The sequence below is a fragment of the Gordoniibacillus kamchatkensis genome (genome assembly GCF_000829455.1).
GTDB lineage: Bacteria > Bacillota > Bacilli > Paenibacillales > NBRC-103111 > Gordoniibacillus > Gordoniibacillus kamchatkensis.
In genome coordinates, this window is record NZ_JXAK01000019.1 from 86472 (window position 1) to 102809 (window position 16338).

Consider the following 16338-nt stretch of genomic DNA (forward strand, 5'->3'; position numbering starts at 1 on the left):
TAAGCTGCCCGCAAGGGCCGACCCACCAGCGAGGAGCTCACAATTACGTACAAACGATATGCGCAACATAATTGAGCCAAACTTGATATGAGGTAATAAATTTGTACACATAAGGAGAAAAAACTATGGAAAAAAACAAATTACTAAGAATGGACAATGTCGGCATCGTTGTAGAATCCCTTGATGATGCAATCTCTTTCTTCGAGGAGATTGGCTTGAAGCTCGAAGGGCGAGCCACTGTTGAAGGTGAATGGGCTGGTCGCGTAACCGGACTAGGTTCTCAGTGCGTAGAGATTGCTATGATGGTTACCCCAGATGGCCACAGCCGACTTGAACTTTCGCGATTTCTCAACCCACCTACTATATCAGACCACCGGACTGCTCCTGTAAACGCCCTCGGTTATCTACGCGTCATGTTCACCGTTGAAGACATTAACGAAATGGTATCCAGACTCACTAAGCATGGTGCTCAGCTCGTTGGCGAAGTTGTTCAATACGAGAACTCGTATCGGCTCTGCTACATTCGTGGAACCGAAGGACTTCTAATCGGTTTGGCGGAACAACTCGGTAACAAATAAGTAACTGACATTTTATAAAAAGCTTTTACTGAAATATACATTGCTGGAGAATAAATAGAAACAGAAAAGCAGTAAGAAAGTAACTCGAAGAAGTCGGGTACGTCATATAACACCGCATTCACGCATCGGGGCCTTTCGGCCCCTCGGTCCCCGGGAGGCATTTCGCTACCATCGTCAGTTGCGCAAGTGAACAAGGGCAAGAGCATCTTCCCGACGGACGAAGCGCTAACTCAAGATGCTGTTTCTGGCTACGATGGATGTTACCCGCAAATGGACGGGCGTACGGGCCATATGCTCCTCCAACTCCGTTTTCTTTTCGGATCGAATCGGTCAACATCTGACATAAAGAAATGATCTCCCCTTCGTGGGAGATTTCCATAAACGAGTTTACACAAAATTATTGACAGACCCTGCGCCGCGCGCTCTGTATGGCTATTTTCGTTGTGATCGAAGCCCAGGCCCTGATGAACGCAATGAAACAACCGAATCGGCGGCGGAGACGCCGCGATCAGCCCTCTCGCAAAATAAGCGAAATAATCGCCTGAACCGATGTGAAAATGAATGTGCCGACATTTGCCTCGTCGAAGCTTATGAAAAAAGCTTATGCGCACGCTAGGCACATAAGCTTCTTGATTTAAATGAAGAAAAACGGCAGTGCAAATAAAAAAGCTAGCGAAGCAAATGGCAAGAAAAACCGGCTGAACCCGAACCCCGGGAAGAAAGCAGAGGTCTTTACTTCTTTCTGCTTCTTTCTCGGTTGTTTTTTCTTTACTGCGTAAGTAGCTACCTCTCCTGCTCTTTGGACGTACCCGTTAATAATTAAATGACCGCCGTCTACTCCTTCAAGTGTGCCATAATAATGGGTGCCATCGTGGAGAACAGCGCATACGCACCTCCCGATGTGGGGCATAACAGCCTCTTCCGTAATCGGAAATATTCTTTCCATTGCCTACCTCCTCCGAGGGATGAACTTCATAGTATTTTATGCCATCCTCCCGTTCAGGATTTGGACGTTTGTCCACGAAATCATTGGACAGAGAACCCAACCCTCATCATGCTTGTACTTTAAGGAAAATAAGAAAAGCCGTACCCCTCACGGTGGATACGACCTAAAAGTCATATATTTGGTTGTGGTTTCCCTTCCCGATGGTTGCGTTTTCACTTTACTGGCTTTCGACGCTTATATGATCAACGATCCGCCTGCCGTCAGCGTCCTTCTCAGCGTCGGGACGTCGACGTCGTGCACACGCTGCGACGCCGAAAGCGCCAAATATGCGGCTACCCCGGCCGCCTCGCCCGTCTGATTCATATTGACCATCACGCGTACTCCGCCGAACGCCTCCTCATCGGCATCGAGCATCCGGCCTGCCGCCAGCACATTGCCGTAAGGGCCCTTCGGCAGCAGGCTGCGGAACGGGATCTGGTAGAACGTCGGATCCACCGCCAGCGGTTCTCTCCAGCGGCCGACCTCCTTCGGATATCCGGGTCGGACGTATACTTCCTCGCCGTTCAAATATTTGAACGTCAGCCCGGGCTTCTCCTGATGGTGAATATCGACGCGATAGCTGCCGTTGGCAATGGCATCGTCGAACCGCCGGCCATAAAGTACGTCCTCCCCCGTGAGCCGGTAGGCGCAGTTAATATGGCGCGTCTCCCTCGTCCCGATGTACGACGGCAACGAAACAAGCGCCAGCTTGTTGTCCGGCCCATATTTGCGAATCAGGTCCATAATGGCCCGGACCTGACGGCGGCCTTCCATCTCGCTGAACGTCAGCTCCTCTCCGTCGGCGCTGTTCGCGTGGTATACCCGGGTCCCGGCATACATGTAGACGTCTTTGCTGCCGGGCACGTGGCGTCCCCAGCCGAACCCTTCGGGAATACCGAATTCATCCTTGTATTGGAGCAGTGCCTGATGCAGATCGATTCCTTTCAGCCAGTCCGAACCGGTAACCGCATTCCCCGCCTGGCCGTGGGCCCCCCAGCCGCTAAACTTGGCGCACATGGTAGACGGCTGGTGGTGCGAGGACACTCGGTGGTCTGCGCCCAGCCGGGCGCACAAATCGCCATCTCCGGTCGCATCGATGAAATAACGGGCCTTAATCGCCCCCCGGCCGGATTTGTTCTCGACGATGACGGCGGCAAGCTGTCCGTCCTCGACATGTGGCGCGACGAACAACGTATGCAAGTAAGGCTTGACACCGGCCTCACGAATGAGCTCGTCGAGCTCGATTTTGAGCTCCTCGGTATTGAGCACATAGCCGACGGAATGGCTGCGCTGCTCTTCTTCCACCGCATCGCGGCGGCGGAGGCGCTCGACCGTCTCGGTCGTCATGCCCGCGATGATCTGCCGCTGGAACACGGTGTCGTATATCGAATGCCACACGTTTACCAATCCGGAGGTGGCGACGCCGCCAAACGCGTTCTGCTTCTCGACGATAACGACACGGGCACCCAGCCGGGCTGCCCTTACCGCTGCAAATACTCCCGTACAGCTGCCTCCCAGCACGCAAATATCCGCCTCGTGAAATACCGGAACTTCCCTTGCTTGTTCTCTTATGAGCATGGCTGACCTCCCCACTCCAATCGTTGTGAATTACTGAATATATCCCGCAGCTTTTAACGATTTCTCGGCTTCCTGCAAATAAAGCGGAAGTTGGTACGTCTTGTTTAAGGTGTCGATAAATTGGCTGTATTCGGCAAGAGGGCGTTTGCCGTACATAAATTTGACGATTTCCTCTTGCTCGAAGCGGTTTTTATCGTCGACAACCACACCGGGCGGATTGGAGATCAGACCGTTGTACACCTTGACGACCGGAAGGTTGGCTGTAAAATCGATAACCTTGGCCTGGTTCGGAAATTTTGTTTTCAGATATGAGCCTTCCGTCCTGCCGGTCAGCTGTACCTGGTAGGAGTAAGCGATTTCGTTGATGGCGGGAAGAAGCTTAATCTCGCCGTTCACGATCTCGTAATGCTTGCCTTTTACGCCGTAGTTGACCAAATTTTGTCCTTCGCCCGGCTCCGTAATGTAGTTTAAGTATTCCAGCACCTTATTCAGTACCTCGGGTTTCTTCTCCAGGCTTTTGGGTAGAGCGATCCTGCTCCAGGCATTGCCTTGATCGTAAAACCCGCTGAACGTGCCGCCAGGGCCGGTTAACGCGCCGACCGGCACCCATTCCGCGTTCGGGTTGATTTTTTTGTAATCCGCGACGTAATTATCCTTCGCCAACTCACCCCAGGCCCGGTAGATGACGCCGGCCATCCCTTGAAACGCTTTTTGCTGATCCTTGAGCCCTTTGTTGGCCATCAATTCGGGATCCACCACGCCAAGCTTGATAAGCTCCGCAATGTACGCAATCGCCTGGGGTGTCCGCGGATCCAGGGTCGAATAAACGACCTTGCCGTTCTCGACCATGTAATTGCCGGGAATTGGCAGCCCGAAGGCGGCGTATACCGGAGTAAACGCATGAATCGGGGTAAAATCTCCTACTCCGGTCAACCCGTACGTATCTTTTTTGCCGTTGCCGTCCGGGTCGTTCTCCGTAAACGCGATCAGCACCTTCTTGAAGTCATCCAGTGTCTTCGGCGGCTGCAGTCCCAATTTGTCCAGCCAATCTTTGCGGATCCACAGCGAGTTTTGCTGCTGAAGCCCCCGCTTCAGCAAGGAATATTGCTTGCCGCCAGCCTTCCCTTTGTTCATTTCTTCAGGCGTGTACGTCTTCTTAACGTTCGGCATTTTGTCGATATACGGTCCCAGATCCAGCAGCAGGCCCTGCTTCGACAGCTCCTCCAGTTGGGTCTTGTTCACCTCGAATATATCGGGCGGCGTCCCTCCGGCGACCTTGACGTTGAGCTGCTGCGCGTAATCGCTGGAAGCTACGTTAAATTCCAAATCCATGTTCAGCGCCTTGTTCAGCTCCTGCAAAATCGGATCCTTGTCCGGACTCGGCACGCCGGGCCCCGAAACAAACACGCTGACCTTGACCGGCCCCTTGGGCGCCGCACCGGCATCCCCTGCTTTGGTAGCCGTCGGTTGCGGAGCACCTCCGGACGAACAACCGGCCAGAATCGACGTCAGCATAAGCCCTGCCGCAACCGTTTTGATCATACCCTTCTTCATTCAACTACCGCCCTTCTGTTATTTGTATGTTAACCCTTAATCGACCCGAGAAGAACGCCCTGCGTAAAATATTTCTGGACGAAAGGGTAAACGATGAGAATCGGCAGCGCCGTCAGCACGACGGCCGCCATCTGCAGCGACTCGGTCGGCAGCGTCTGCTCGAGCGCGGCCTGCTGATTGGGATTCGTCGCGCTCGTAAGAATGCCCCTGAGCACAACCTGCAGCGGTTGTTTGAATGACTCGTTAATGTACATGATCCCTTGAAAAAACTCGTTCCAGTGCCCTACGGCGTAAAACAACCCGATCGTCGCCATAATCGGCATCGATAATGGCAGCACCAGCTGGATGAATATCCGCAGCTCCCCCGCTCCGTCGATCCGGGCGGCCTCGTATAAGCTTTCCGGCAAATTTTCGAAAAACGTTTTCATGATCAGAAGATTGTACGAATAGACGGCGAGCGGGACGATCATGGCCCATACGGAGTTAATGAGCCCCGTCGCTTTTACGATCAGGTAAGTTGGGATGATACCGGCGTTGAACAAAAAGGTGAAGACGACCAGAAACAGCAGCACATTTCTCCCCGGCAGAAACTTTTTGCTAAGCGGATAAGCCATCAGCGAGGTGAGCGCCAAGTTGACCGCCGTGCCAACCACCGTGATAAACACCGTCACGCGGTAAGCATTCGGGATGATCGAGTCGGACAGAAAGATGCGGTAAGCGTCCAGCGTCGCCGCGCTCGGAACGACGACGAAGCCGCCGTGCTTGACCAGCTCGCTGTAAGGAGTCACGGAAACGGAAACGACATACAGCAGCGGAAAAACGATGGAGAGCGCAAAAAGCGTCAGCAGTCCGTAGATGAGCAGCAAATACATCTTTTCTTTGCCCGAGATCACCATACGCCTTCCCCCCATCTCCGCGCGATTCGGTTCGCGCTAACGACCAGCAGCAGCCCGATCAGCGATTTGAACAAGCCTACGGCTGCGCCCAGGCTGAAGTTCAGCTGCTCCAGGCCGACCCGGAACACCCAGGTGTCGATAATATCGGAGACCGGATAAACATGAACGTTGTACATAATGTAGATCTGGTCGAAGCCGGCATCGAGAATATGCCCCAGCTTCAGGATCAGCAGCAGGACAATCACGCTGCGAATGCCGGGCAGCGAGATGTGCCACAGCATCCGCAGCCGCCCTGCACCGTCGCAGCGGGCCGCCTCGTACAGCGTCGGATCGATGCCGGCCAGCGCCGCCAAATAGATAATCGCGCTCCACCCGGCGCTTTGCCAAATCTCGGACCCGACCAAAATCGTGCGAAACCAGTCGGTGGAAGTGAGAAACGGGACCGTGTGGAAGATGTAGTCTTTGAGCCAACGGTTGACGATGCCGTTCGTTTCCGACAGGAAAGCAAACACCATGCCGTAAATGATGACCCAGGACAAAAAGTGCGGCAAGTAGCTGACCGTCTGTATCCACTTTTTGAACCGGGCATGGCGCACCTCGTAGATAAGCATCGCGAGGATAATGCCCGGAGGCATACCCCAGACGATTTTGTACAGGCTGATAAGAAACGTGTTGGCGAGAATTTGCCCGAAATACGGCGAGTTGTAAAAATAAGCGAAATGCTTGTACCAGGGGTTCGCCCAAGGGCTGCTCCAAATCCCGTCCACAATGTTGAAATCTTTAAAGGCGATGACGGACCCCCACATCGGCGCATACCGGTAAACCGCATAATACGCCAGACCGGGCAGAAGCATCAGGTATAACGCCTGGTACCTCCGTATCGATTTTATTGCTTTGGCCATTCGGTTCCCCCCATGCTCTCTTTGCATTCAGCATACTGATAAACTGTATTGTAAGCGCTAGCACACATGCGAAAATATACAGAGCTCCGACGATTTTGTCAGAAAATCAATGGTCCCCGGCTGCGGCTCCGCAATCGTTGATTTTCTGACATTATCGCGGTATTTCGGATATTCGGCCCCTGGGGATTCCGATATAATGAAGATGACCTAAGAAATACAGGGGGGCGGACGATGACTGCCATGACAAAAGTTCTGATTGCCGACGATGAAATTCCGATCCGCGAAAGCATGAGGCTGTTTCCGTGGGAGGAGCATGGCTACCGGCTGGCCGGCGAAGCAAGGCACGGCGTCGAAGCGCTGGAGCTTGTTGAGCGGGAAGCCCCCGATATATTGATCACTGACATCATGATGCCGGTGCTGGACGGAATCTCTTTGATGAGAACACTGAGAGAACGGGAGCTCTCGCTGCCGGTCATTCTCCTGACCTGCCACAAAGATTTCGATTATGTCCGCGAAGCGCTGCTGCTCGGCGCCACCGATTATCTGGTCAAAGGCGTCTACCGCGATCAGCAGCTGCTCGACGCCCTGGACAAGGCCCGCCAGTCGATTGCATCTCCGGCTCAGCCCTATCCTGCCGCCCCGCCGGAGCGAACGTACCGGCTGGAGGTTCAGCAGGCGATCGAGTATGTCGCGCTCCATCTCGGCGAAACGATCAATCTGCCCGACATTGCCGCTCACGTCGGACTCAGCGTCAATTACTTCGGATCCTTGTTCCGCAAGGAAACCGGAGCTTATTTTCACGATTACGTCAAAGCGGTGAAATTGGAAAAGGCAGCGGAGCTGCTCCGCACCAGCAATCTGAAGGTGTACGAAATCGCGGATAAAATCGGCATCCCTAATTACCGGTATTTCACGGAAATTTTTTGCAAGCATTTCGGCAAATCGCCAAGGGAGTACCGCAGCTCATGAAACGGATCGCCGCTTTCCGCTTCGGCATTTTCGCCAAGCTGATGGTTCTGCTGACCGTCCCGACCGTGCTCGTGCTGTTCGGACTGCTGTATTCGGTGAATGACAGCGCGAAGGAAGCGCTCATTGCGCAGAAATCGAACGACCAAACGATGTATATCGAGCGGACCGGACAATATCTGGACCTTTACCTGCAGAACATCCGAAACGTACTGCTCAGCGTGTCGCAGCATCCGGTGTTCTCCAAGCCTTCCAGCACCGAAGAGATCTCCCAGGTGCTGCGAAACTATTCACAAAACAACCAAGGCCTCATCAATTATCTTTTTGTGGAAACCCAGAACGGGCAAATTTACTCCAGCAGCCCGGTGCTCTACGATATTATCGGGCATCCGGAAATCGGCCATTTGTTTAAGATCGCCAACGAAAATCCGGGCGTATTTCGTGGAGCCGCCCTTATTATTCTCCGCTGTCCACCGAACAGACCATCGCCTTCGTCCTGTCGGTCAAGGATGCCCTCGGCAACGACAAGCTGGCGATCGCCGCCGAGCTCGATACTCTCCAATTGTCGCGGGAGCTGGGCCGTTTCCTGTACGATCAGACTCAAAGCTATGCGCTTTTCAATACGTTCGGGGATATCATCGCGGCGGAGGGCGACCTCGTCCCCGTCCGGTCCGTCGGCCCCAAGCCGTTGGAGGCATCTTCCCCTGAGCTGCTGCGGCGGTTAATCGAGCTGCCCAACGGAATTCACAACGTGCAGAGCCCGGTCGGCTCCTTCATGGCGACCAAAAGCAACCGCAACAAGCTCGGCTGGTATTTCGTCTCGCTGACGAAGGAAGAGACGTTCCAACAAAGCGTGCAGGGCTTAACCTCGCGTATTTTGAAGCTGGGCCTGCTTTGGTACGTCCTGCTTTTTGTGTGCGTGCTCGCCATCAGCCGCCAGGTGACACTGCCAATCCGCAAGCTGGCCACCCAGATGGACCGGATCAAGGACGGACGGCTCACCTCCCACACGGACCTTGCCGGGCGCAGCGACGAAATTGGCCTGCTCGCCCACAGCTTCCAGACGATGCTGAAACGGATACAGCTGCTGGTGGAGGATATCGAACGAACGGAACAGAAGAAGAAAAACGTCGAGCTCCGACTGCTGATGAACCAGATCCGGCCGCATTTTTTATATAACACGCTTACCTGCATCTCCAGCCTGTCGAAGCAAAACAAAAACGAGTTGATCGAAGAAACGGTCCGCTCCTTGATCTTGATTTTGACTTACAGCATTGACCGGAAGAACGACTTTGTTCCCCTTCAGCATGAGCTGGACTCGCTCAGGGCTTACGTGCAAATTCAGCAAATGCGTTACGGAAACGGCATTGCTTTTGATATCGACGTACAGGCGGAGCATGAAGCTTATCCGGTTCCGAAAATGATCTTGCAGCCATTGGTGGAAAACGCCATTTTCCACGGGGTTGCGTTAAAGGGTGAGGGACATATTTGCGTAAGGACGGAGACGGACGGCGGGACTCTGCGGATTTCGGTAGAGGATAACGGCCACGGGATGCCCCCGGAGAAACTCGAGTCGATTTTCCGCGGCTTGTCCGGGGACGAAGAACAAACGGCCAAGCCGGACGGCCGGATGACCGGCATCGGCTTGGCCAATGTGATGGAACGGTTGAAGCTCCATTACGGAGAACATTCGGAGATCCTCATCGAATCCGTTGTCGGTCGGGGCACCTTGATCACCTTAGCGATCCCGGCTGATTGGTCGGTACACCTCGATCACCTCAGCGATCCCGGCTGATTGGTCGGCGCTTTGGTGAAGGTACCTGTTTGTACAGCGAGTACATCTATCCAGCACCGGGATTATACGCCCGTTCCGGTCGCTACTTAGGGATTGCCTTTTATCAAAGTCCCTAATACGGGAACGATCCTCGAAAACGGAATCCACAGGCTTGCGGCAAGTAGAAGCCAGCGAAACACCGTTTCACCGACCGAACCGGTATCGATCGACATAAACTTTGGGAGCAGCCGGATATGCAGCTTCAACGGCCACAGAAGTTCGACGCCTCTGTCATTGAGAAGATCGATGAGCGGGTGCGAGGCGTAAGCGATGATAAAAGTCCAGAAGAACAACGGAGGCATTGGAAGCGCCGTAAACATCAATGCCGCCATAAAGAGAATGGAATGGGTCAATGATCGGTGACGCACCTTCAGAATCCTAAGTAGAGCCGAGATAGGAAAAAGCACCTTTGCCATGGTGGAGCCCTGCTTATCAACGTCGGCCAAAGTTCCGGACAAACAGCCGAGCAACAAAGCTCCGGCAGCCTCCCACGATATAGTAGGTATGTCCCGATAAATGAGCACGAGCTCGGCTGCTACGAAGCCGGCAACACTATGAGTTTTTTGCAGCATGATAACGCTCCTATCCAAAATATCCTGTTAGCCTTATAGTATTCGGGCGCTTTCCTGAAAATAGTCCGTCCCTTCTGCCCGTTTAATGTGAAGAGAAAAATAAAAGGAGCTGCCAATTCAGCTCCACCCTTTGTCATATTATGGATCTCAGTTTCAGCAGCTATCGTCCCGTTCAGCTAAACGTTTTTTTCTGCACGGATAATCCCTCGATAATCAATTTACTCCTTAACTCATCAAGAATAATGTGTCAACTGGCAGCGACCGCACCGTGAAGTCCTAAACCGGGCACTGAATAGCTAAAAGCTTCATATCATGGCATCAGCCACATAACGATGATGAAAGGCGGGGATGACATGTTGGCGTACGAATGGCGGCTGCCCGAAGCCGTCGGAAATGTCGGAACGGTATGGCCGCCCGGGATTACCGGCGTAAAGATCTATGGGAACCTTCCTCCGGCAGTGCACTTTATCGGACCGGTACACGGCTACCATTATGTTCCGTATCACATGATCGCACCAATGTACCTTGGCTTTCCGAGCATCGGCACGTATATATATTTATAGGCATAACTGCTGCGGCAGCGTCATGTTGATCTTACGCGGTTGATTCGTTAAATTAATGGTATAGGAATTCGATCATCCAATAACCTCATTTATATTGTAAAAAAATACTGCCCTTATCATACCATTTGAACCGGTCTTATTTAAGTCCCGTTTTGTCGAACAAACCAATAAGGAGCCGCGCAAATGCAGCTCCTGTACTAAAGTCATCCGATAGTGCTTAATCACTTCCGCCAAATACCATAACATATCCGTCTAAATCCTTAACAGCGAAATTTTTCCACTGTCTATTTCCCATGGTTTCTACTTGTGGTTCGAATGCAAATATCGCTCCGTTTGACTTAAATTCGTCGTACAATTGTCCAACGCCGTCAAAATTGCTGTAAAAATAAGAATCCCATCCAGTGGTTAACTTCTCCCAATTCGTTCCGGTTGGTTTCGGGTTAGGCCGAACGTCTTCGGGCTTTTTAGCCTGTTGTAGGATAAAGCCTAGATGATTGCCACGTTCAGCATGTCCCCATCCGTCAACTTTGAAGCCAAGGACATCTTGGTAATACGTTTTTGCCTTTTCGAAATCTGAAACTAATCTTACCTGGAGAAAATTTTTAAGATAAACATGATCAGTATTCAAATGAAACGCTCCTTTTCATAAAAATGTATTTAATGGTGTATTCTGCATCAACGACGAACATCCTTTGATTGAAATTATTTTATTTCGCATTCTGCCCTTCAATATCATTCTTGTTTTAATATCGAATTATTTTGTATATGATTCCTATAAATTTAATCACCTCGCTTAAAACAATAATGTTTCTGCAGGCTTGCTAGTCAACTTTGCGTCCCTTCCCCCCCTTTTTTCAATTTGCAAAAATCCGTCGGGAATAAGAATGGGAAAGGTTCTTGCCATTTGAATTTGACAAGAACCTTTTCCCATAAAACTAGATAGCCGCGATTAACGGCGGCGGCAGCGCATTTCGTGCCGACTGTATCAATGCCAATCAAACGTCCTCCGGCATCTCGAGCAGATTTACCTCTGCGATATCCTGCTCCGTATCCTCCGGTATTCGGAACGTCTTGATCTCCGACCTTCCGAACCGAGCGGTCCACTTGCGGTTAAGCAGCGGTAGTTCAAGCATGGCTTCGCATTCCATGCCTGCTGCCTCATAGCAGCGAAGAATATAATCACTGCCTTCTTCCGCTTTTTTAAATACCGTAACGGTAACATTCTCCGCGCTGATCCGGATTCCCGTCAAAGTTTGCGGAAGAGTTCCCCGATGGTACGTCTCCACAATATGAATAGGAGGAACGTTGAATTGCTGAGCCTTATGGCAGACCCCGGAATCGCGAAGGTGTCCATAATGAGGCACTAGTCCGTAACCGAATTCCTGAATGCCCTGATCCATGAATTCGCACCACTCGTCCCGCATGCCGTAATGATCTGCGAATATCGCGCCGCGGGCCACGGTCATTCTAAGATCGTTGTCCAAAAAGTCAAAGCTGTACTTAGAGTCATTCAGCAGAGCGAGACCGTACATTTGATCTCCCCGCCCCGGAAGGGTGCCGCTTACATCAAGCCATGTCTGGCCGGGTTCCTCCTCTCCGTTTGCCGGTCTTTCGATGAATCCGTACGGAATTTCGTACGTCGCTTTTGGATTTTGCACGTTGACGGGAAAAGACAGCTTCAGCATTTTATGCTCTTCGCGCCAGTCCAGCTTGACTTTAATCTCGATATCCGGTTGGTCCCGGTATAAGATGATATCCTGCCGTAATATCGAGCGGTTATACCTGCTTGTAACTCTCAGCTTCGCCCGCAGAGGCCCGTTTTCCATAACCCTGACTTCGGCATCGGAGAATTTCGCGATTTCATTACGGAATTCGAATACATGGTGTGCCCACGTATCGCAATGGTATTCGTCTATGACAATCGGCACTGCGGCTTTTCCCCGGAATACCTCAACATCGTTAGCTTTATCGATCAATTTGGCGATGTAGCCGGTGTGCGGTTCGATTTCCAGCCGGTACCAGTCATTTTCCAAAGAGAAGGCATCAGCCGAAAGACTGCGTTCCGATTGTGCAGCCGCAAATTCCTTTTCGATATAAATCCAATACACTCGGTACCCCAGAGCGGGCACATTCGCCATGAACAACGTATCGTACTTGTCGTTTCTCCCGTTCGTCCTGGAACCCCGCACCTGCTGAAACGCTAACGGGTTTCCTTGCTCATCCGTTACCCCTTTCACCAGCTTGTTGATTTGAATGGGGGCGTTTACTTCCCGGCTGACCGGATTGAAGACGACCACTGGGCTTCCGAAGTCCTGCTGCTCCCAAAGGGCCCAATGTTTGTCTTTGCTTAATCCCTCGACTCCTTCCTTCATAGTATCGATGGACCACGATATTTTTTGGAGTGCCGCATTTAGGGATACGGCGGCCAGGTTCAGTGATTCTCCGTAGGATTCCCGGGCATCTTGGTAGGCTTCCTTAATGGAGCAGCCACCCATGATGTCGTGGAAGTGGTTAAACATCACATTTTCCCATCCACGGCGAATTTGTCGATGCGGATACTCCAAGCCCAGCAGCCGGTAAGCCAGAGCACTGAACTTTTCCGCGGTCAGCAGCCGGTTCTCGGCTCTGCGGTTTAGCGCTTTCGTCTCCGAATGGGCCGAATAGCAGCCGCTCGCGTGATGCTGCAAGTCCTCCCGCAGCACCGGCAGGCCGGAGGAACTTTTCTCCACTTCTTCAAAATAAGCGTTCGGTGAGCTCATTACGACGCGTCCGTCCCCAAACTCCCTTTGCAGCTCTTGGATCGACTTGAGATTGGCGATTGTCGGTCCGCCCCCATGGTTGCCTACTCCGTAGAAATTCATATATCCATGTCCGTGCTTTTCCTCCAACGCCATAACGGCCTTCGCTTTATCCTTGGTCGGATTGTCCGCTGTGTGCCGGTACCAATTGTTATAGCTGAAGGGAATACGGAACGTGAGAACGCGGCTCCCATCAGCGCTTTCCCACCAGAAGAGATTGCTCTCTAATTGCTTCTCCCGTGCATCCGGACGCATGAAAACGTAATAATCCATCCCGCTTTTCTTCAAAATCTGCGGAAGCATGCCGTGATGGCCAAAGGAGTCTACATTATAGCCGACCTTGGCCATAACGGAAAATTTCTCATGAAAATAACGTTGGCTATATAGACTGTGGCGTGCAAACGATTCGCCCGACGGGATGTTGCAGTCCGGCTGGATCCACCACCCTCCTACGATAACCCACCTTCCCTCGCGAACCCGGGCCCGAATTTCCTCGAACATCTCCGGTGCGTTTTCTTCTATCCATTTGTAATAAGCGGCGCCGGCGCAAGTAAAGACGAAATCCGGGAACTCGTTCATTCGGTCCAGCGCTGAGCGAAACGTGGCTTTAATTTCGGCGTAGCCTTCCTGCCACTGCCACAGCCATACCGGATCCAGGTGAGCGTTTCCGATCATATGAAGCTTCTTTGCGTTTGCCAACAAAATCATCCTCCCATTGCGAATATAATCGTTAACCGGTCAACAACTTGGATTTAGCAAGATGCATGAGCAACCTCATCTGCCCCACTTCCAGTCTCATCGCAGCGGTAGAGCTTAAGCCTGCCTTCCAACAGCGTTTTCCTCGGAATCGGCGATTTCATTACGGTGCCGTAGCCATCAGGACATTATCGTGAAGCAATGTTGGCGCAAGGCTCATATCGCCACCCGTTGTTGTTCCTCATCCCTCGGATTTGCGGTCAAGTGCCCTGCAAGAAACGTTTGTAGGCATCATTATAAATCTTCTCGATTTCAAGCGCCCCGCTGTCCTTCAGCTGCCGGGAGAATTTTTCAAAATCACTCATTGGACGGGTGCCGATAATAAACTTGTCCATTTCCTGATCCACAAGCGTTTCCACCTTGGACAGGAGCGTTTTGAGCCTCGCGCTTTCTTCGAGCGTGAACGGCGGATCGACCACCTCGTAAACGTATCCGTTTTTCGTAGTGATCTGATCGGCCCATTTCTGCAGTTCCGGGGGTGATACGACGCCCATCGGGTGTTCGTCCACGTTCAGCGTGAAGGATTGGAAGCCTACCGCTAGAGTGTTCTGCATATAGCGGTACGGATCTTTCGTATTGGCGTACTCTTTGATGACGCTGTCGGCGATGACAGGTTTTCCGTTCTCCATTTTAAAATGCTGCCCCTCTATGCCGTAATTCGTAATAAGAGTGCCTTCCTCGCTATACATCCAATCGAGAAACTTCACAATGTCTTTGGCGTTCTTCGCTTTGGCGCTGATGACATAGTGGTGCAGCCAATCTTTGGCATACATCCAGTTTCTCGTCTGGCCCTTATCGTTCATCATGAGCGGGAGCAGGTCAAACCTCGCTTTTGGATTCGTTGACTTAAGGGCAGCGTTGAAATTAACGCCAAAGCTGTTGTTGTCGTAATAGAAGAGAGCTTTACCCGCGCTTAGCTTTTCTTTCATCTGATCGCCGGTATTCACGGCATAATCGGGATCAAGAAGCTTCTCCGCATACAGCTTATGCAGAAACTCAAGAGGGGCTTTAAATTCCGCATGCGCTTGTCCGTATAAATATTTGCCGCCCTCCACATCGGGGTCGAAATATATCCGGTTACCCGAACCCATCGCGAAAGCGATCGGACGAAGCAAATTTTTTGCGCTTTCTCTTCCCGTATAAGGGATGGAGTCCGGGTATTTCTCCTTGAATTTTTTAAGCACCTGATACAGCTCATCGAATGTGTTCGGCGGGGCGAGCCCCAATTCTTGTAACAAGTCGACTCTCATCATGGGCGCCTGAGCGAGCTGCAGCTTCCAAGCGCCTAATTGCGGGAACGAATACAGCTTGCCGTCTACCTTCAGCTTGCTAATCTCTTTGTTTTCCTTGACGATTTTTGCAAAATTCGGCGCGTCGGCCATATAATCGCTGATCGGCAGCAGGAGGCCGTTCTTCGCCGCATCGATAAAGAATGGGCTTCCGTAAGGAATTTTCATGACATCTGGCAAGCTGTTGGTGGCGATAATCGTTTGCGCTCTTTGCGTATAGTTGGTAGCGACATACTCCAAATCCAGTCTAACGTTCGTTTTTTCAAAAATATAACCATATACCGGCGACTTCGCATTGACAGGCGGGGAGTTATCATTGGTCATAACTTTAATGGTTGTGGGCTGCGGCAACAGTTTAGTGCCTTGTGCGGCTGAAGACGGTTGCGGATTCGTTTTTGCCGCCGATGGAGGGTTCCCGCCTCCAGGCTTATCCGAACCTCCTGCACCCGAGCATGCTGTAATTAACAGGAGTACGGCACTCATTGAAACGGCCGATAACAATTTTCGCGTGAACATACATACCCTCCTTTACTATTCTCGCCTTGGTTAATTAGCCTTTAAAGTACGATAATCGCCCAATCGTGTTCATCTTTCTTATCATCATTTTCACGGCGGGATGATCCCCCTTCCTGCCAGGTCGTTAATCAACCAGGCGGCCAACGCCAGATAAAGCGCTTACACTTCTGAATATAGCAACGCCGCACAAACACGGCAATTACCATTATGGTATTCCGTTTACCATTTGTGCAGCTATTTAGGTTTTGTTTCATTTTTCTACCTTGTGCCATTCGCGTTCACCGGATGATACAAGGAATCCCTAAAGATTTGGGGGATTTTTAAAGAAAATCGAAAGGATAGCGTCGTGCACGCAAAAAAGGCATCCCTCAGTTCTGAAGTGCACCCCTTAGAATAGACATTGGAAAAACCCCTAGGTTAATCCGATGATTTCTAAGGGGTGCATTTTTATGCAGTCAAGGGTCAGAAGTTTAAAAAGTATCCAGAGGAATTGAAGAAAGAAGCTATTCGCCTTCATATGGAGGAGAAGTGGACGTATCGGCAGATTACTG

Annotated in this window: 13 protein-coding genes and 1 pseudogene; 5 read left to right on the plus strand and 9 right to left on the minus strand. The window is 51.5% G+C overall.

The annotated features are described in order from the left end of the window. Positions 1-125: 125 nt before the first annotated feature. Entirely contained in the window at positions 126-578 is a 453-nt protein-coding gene (locus SD70_RS12740) for a VOC family protein (RefSeq protein WP_041047933.1), read from the plus strand. Between the two features lie 166 nt (positions 579-744). After that, positions 745-924 (plus strand): annotated as a pseudogene (locus tag SD70_RS40650) (IS256 family transposase); the annotation flags it as partial. Positions 925-1212: 288 nt separating this feature from the next. On the opposite strand, the gene SD70_RS12745 reads toward SD70_RS40650, so the two are convergent. The 5 genes from SD70_RS12745 to SD70_RS12765 all read right to left on the minus strand — a co-directional run bounded on the left by SD70_RS12745 (position 1213) and on the right by SD70_RS12765 (position 6493). Next, complete coding sequence (locus tag SD70_RS12745) at positions 1213-1524, minus strand: hypothetical protein (RefSeq protein WP_041047934.1); 312 nt, start codon at positions 1522-1524, stop codon at positions 1213-1215. Between the two features lie 234 nt (positions 1525-1758). Next, on the minus strand, positions 1759-3141 hold the full coding sequence (locus SD70_RS12750; protein WP_052487364.1) for an FAD-dependent oxidoreductase: 1383 nt from the start codon (positions 3139-3141) through the stop codon (positions 1759-1761). Between the two features lie 30 nt (positions 3142-3171). Further along, positions 3172-4695, minus strand: coding sequence for an extracellular solute-binding protein (locus SD70_RS12755; protein WP_041047935.1), 1524 nt, complete (start codon positions 4693-4695; stop codon positions 3172-3174). 29 nt (positions 4696-4724) lie between these two features. After that, positions 4725-5591, minus strand: coding sequence for a carbohydrate ABC transporter permease (locus SD70_RS12760; RefSeq protein ID WP_041047936.1), 867 nt, complete (start codon positions 5589-5591; stop codon positions 4725-4727). Next, positions 5585-6493, minus strand: a complete 909-nt coding sequence (locus tag SD70_RS12765) for an ABC transporter permease (RefSeq protein WP_231571185.1) — start codon at positions 6491-6493, stop codon at positions 5585-5587. The genes SD70_RS12760 and SD70_RS12765 overlap by 7 nt, the downstream gene beginning before the upstream one ends. A 231-nt stretch (positions 6494-6724) precedes the next feature. Between SD70_RS12765 and SD70_RS12770 the strand changes: the two genes are divergently transcribed. Genes SD70_RS12770 through SD70_RS12780 form a run of 3 tightly spaced genes read left to right on the plus strand, consistent with a single transcriptional unit; the run spans position 6725 to position 9254 of the window. Beyond that, a complete protein-coding gene (locus tag SD70_RS12770; RefSeq protein ID WP_041047938.1) occupies positions 6725-7462 on the plus strand; it encodes a response regulator transcription factor in 738 nt (245 codons plus the stop codon). Next, complete coding sequence (locus SD70_RS12775) at positions 7459-8184, plus strand: hypothetical protein (protein ID WP_041047939.1); 726 nt, start codon at positions 7459-7461, stop codon at positions 8182-8184. The genes SD70_RS12770 and SD70_RS12775 overlap by 4 nt, the downstream gene beginning before the upstream one ends. Beyond that, positions 8148-9254: a sensor histidine kinase gene (locus SD70_RS12780; RefSeq protein WP_156158001.1), complete on the plus strand. Its 1107-nt coding sequence runs from the start codon at positions 8148-8150 to the stop codon at positions 9252-9254. The genes SD70_RS12775 and SD70_RS12780 overlap by 37 nt, the downstream gene beginning before the upstream one ends. 86 nt (positions 9255-9340) lie before the next feature. Here SD70_RS12780 and SD70_RS12785 read toward each other — a convergent pair whose 3' ends face one another. The 4 genes from SD70_RS12785 to SD70_RS12805 all read right to left on the minus strand — a co-directional run bounded on the left by SD70_RS12785 (position 9341) and on the right by SD70_RS12805 (position 15787). Beyond that, complete coding sequence (locus SD70_RS12785) at positions 9341-9865, minus strand: metal-dependent hydrolase (RefSeq protein ID WP_041047940.1); 525 nt, start codon at positions 9863-9865, stop codon at positions 9341-9343. Between the two features lie 780 nt (positions 9866-10645). Then, the gene (locus tag SD70_RS12795; RefSeq protein WP_041047942.1) at positions 10646-11056 is read right to left on the minus strand and encodes a VOC family protein; all 411 of its coding nucleotides are present in this window, start codon (positions 11054-11056) and stop codon (positions 10646-10648) included. 367 nt (positions 11057-11423) lie between these two features. Next, entirely contained in the window at positions 11424-13925 is a 2502-nt protein-coding gene (locus SD70_RS12800) for an alpha-mannosidase (RefSeq protein WP_156158002.1), read from the minus strand. A 257-nt stretch (positions 13926-14182) separates the two neighbouring features. Further along, positions 14183-15787 (minus strand): extracellular solute-binding protein, encoded by a 1605-nt coding sequence (locus SD70_RS12805; RefSeq protein ID WP_082053316.1) that lies wholly within the window; start codon positions 15785-15787, stop codon positions 14183-14185. Between the last annotated feature and the right edge of the window lie 551 nt (positions 15788-16338).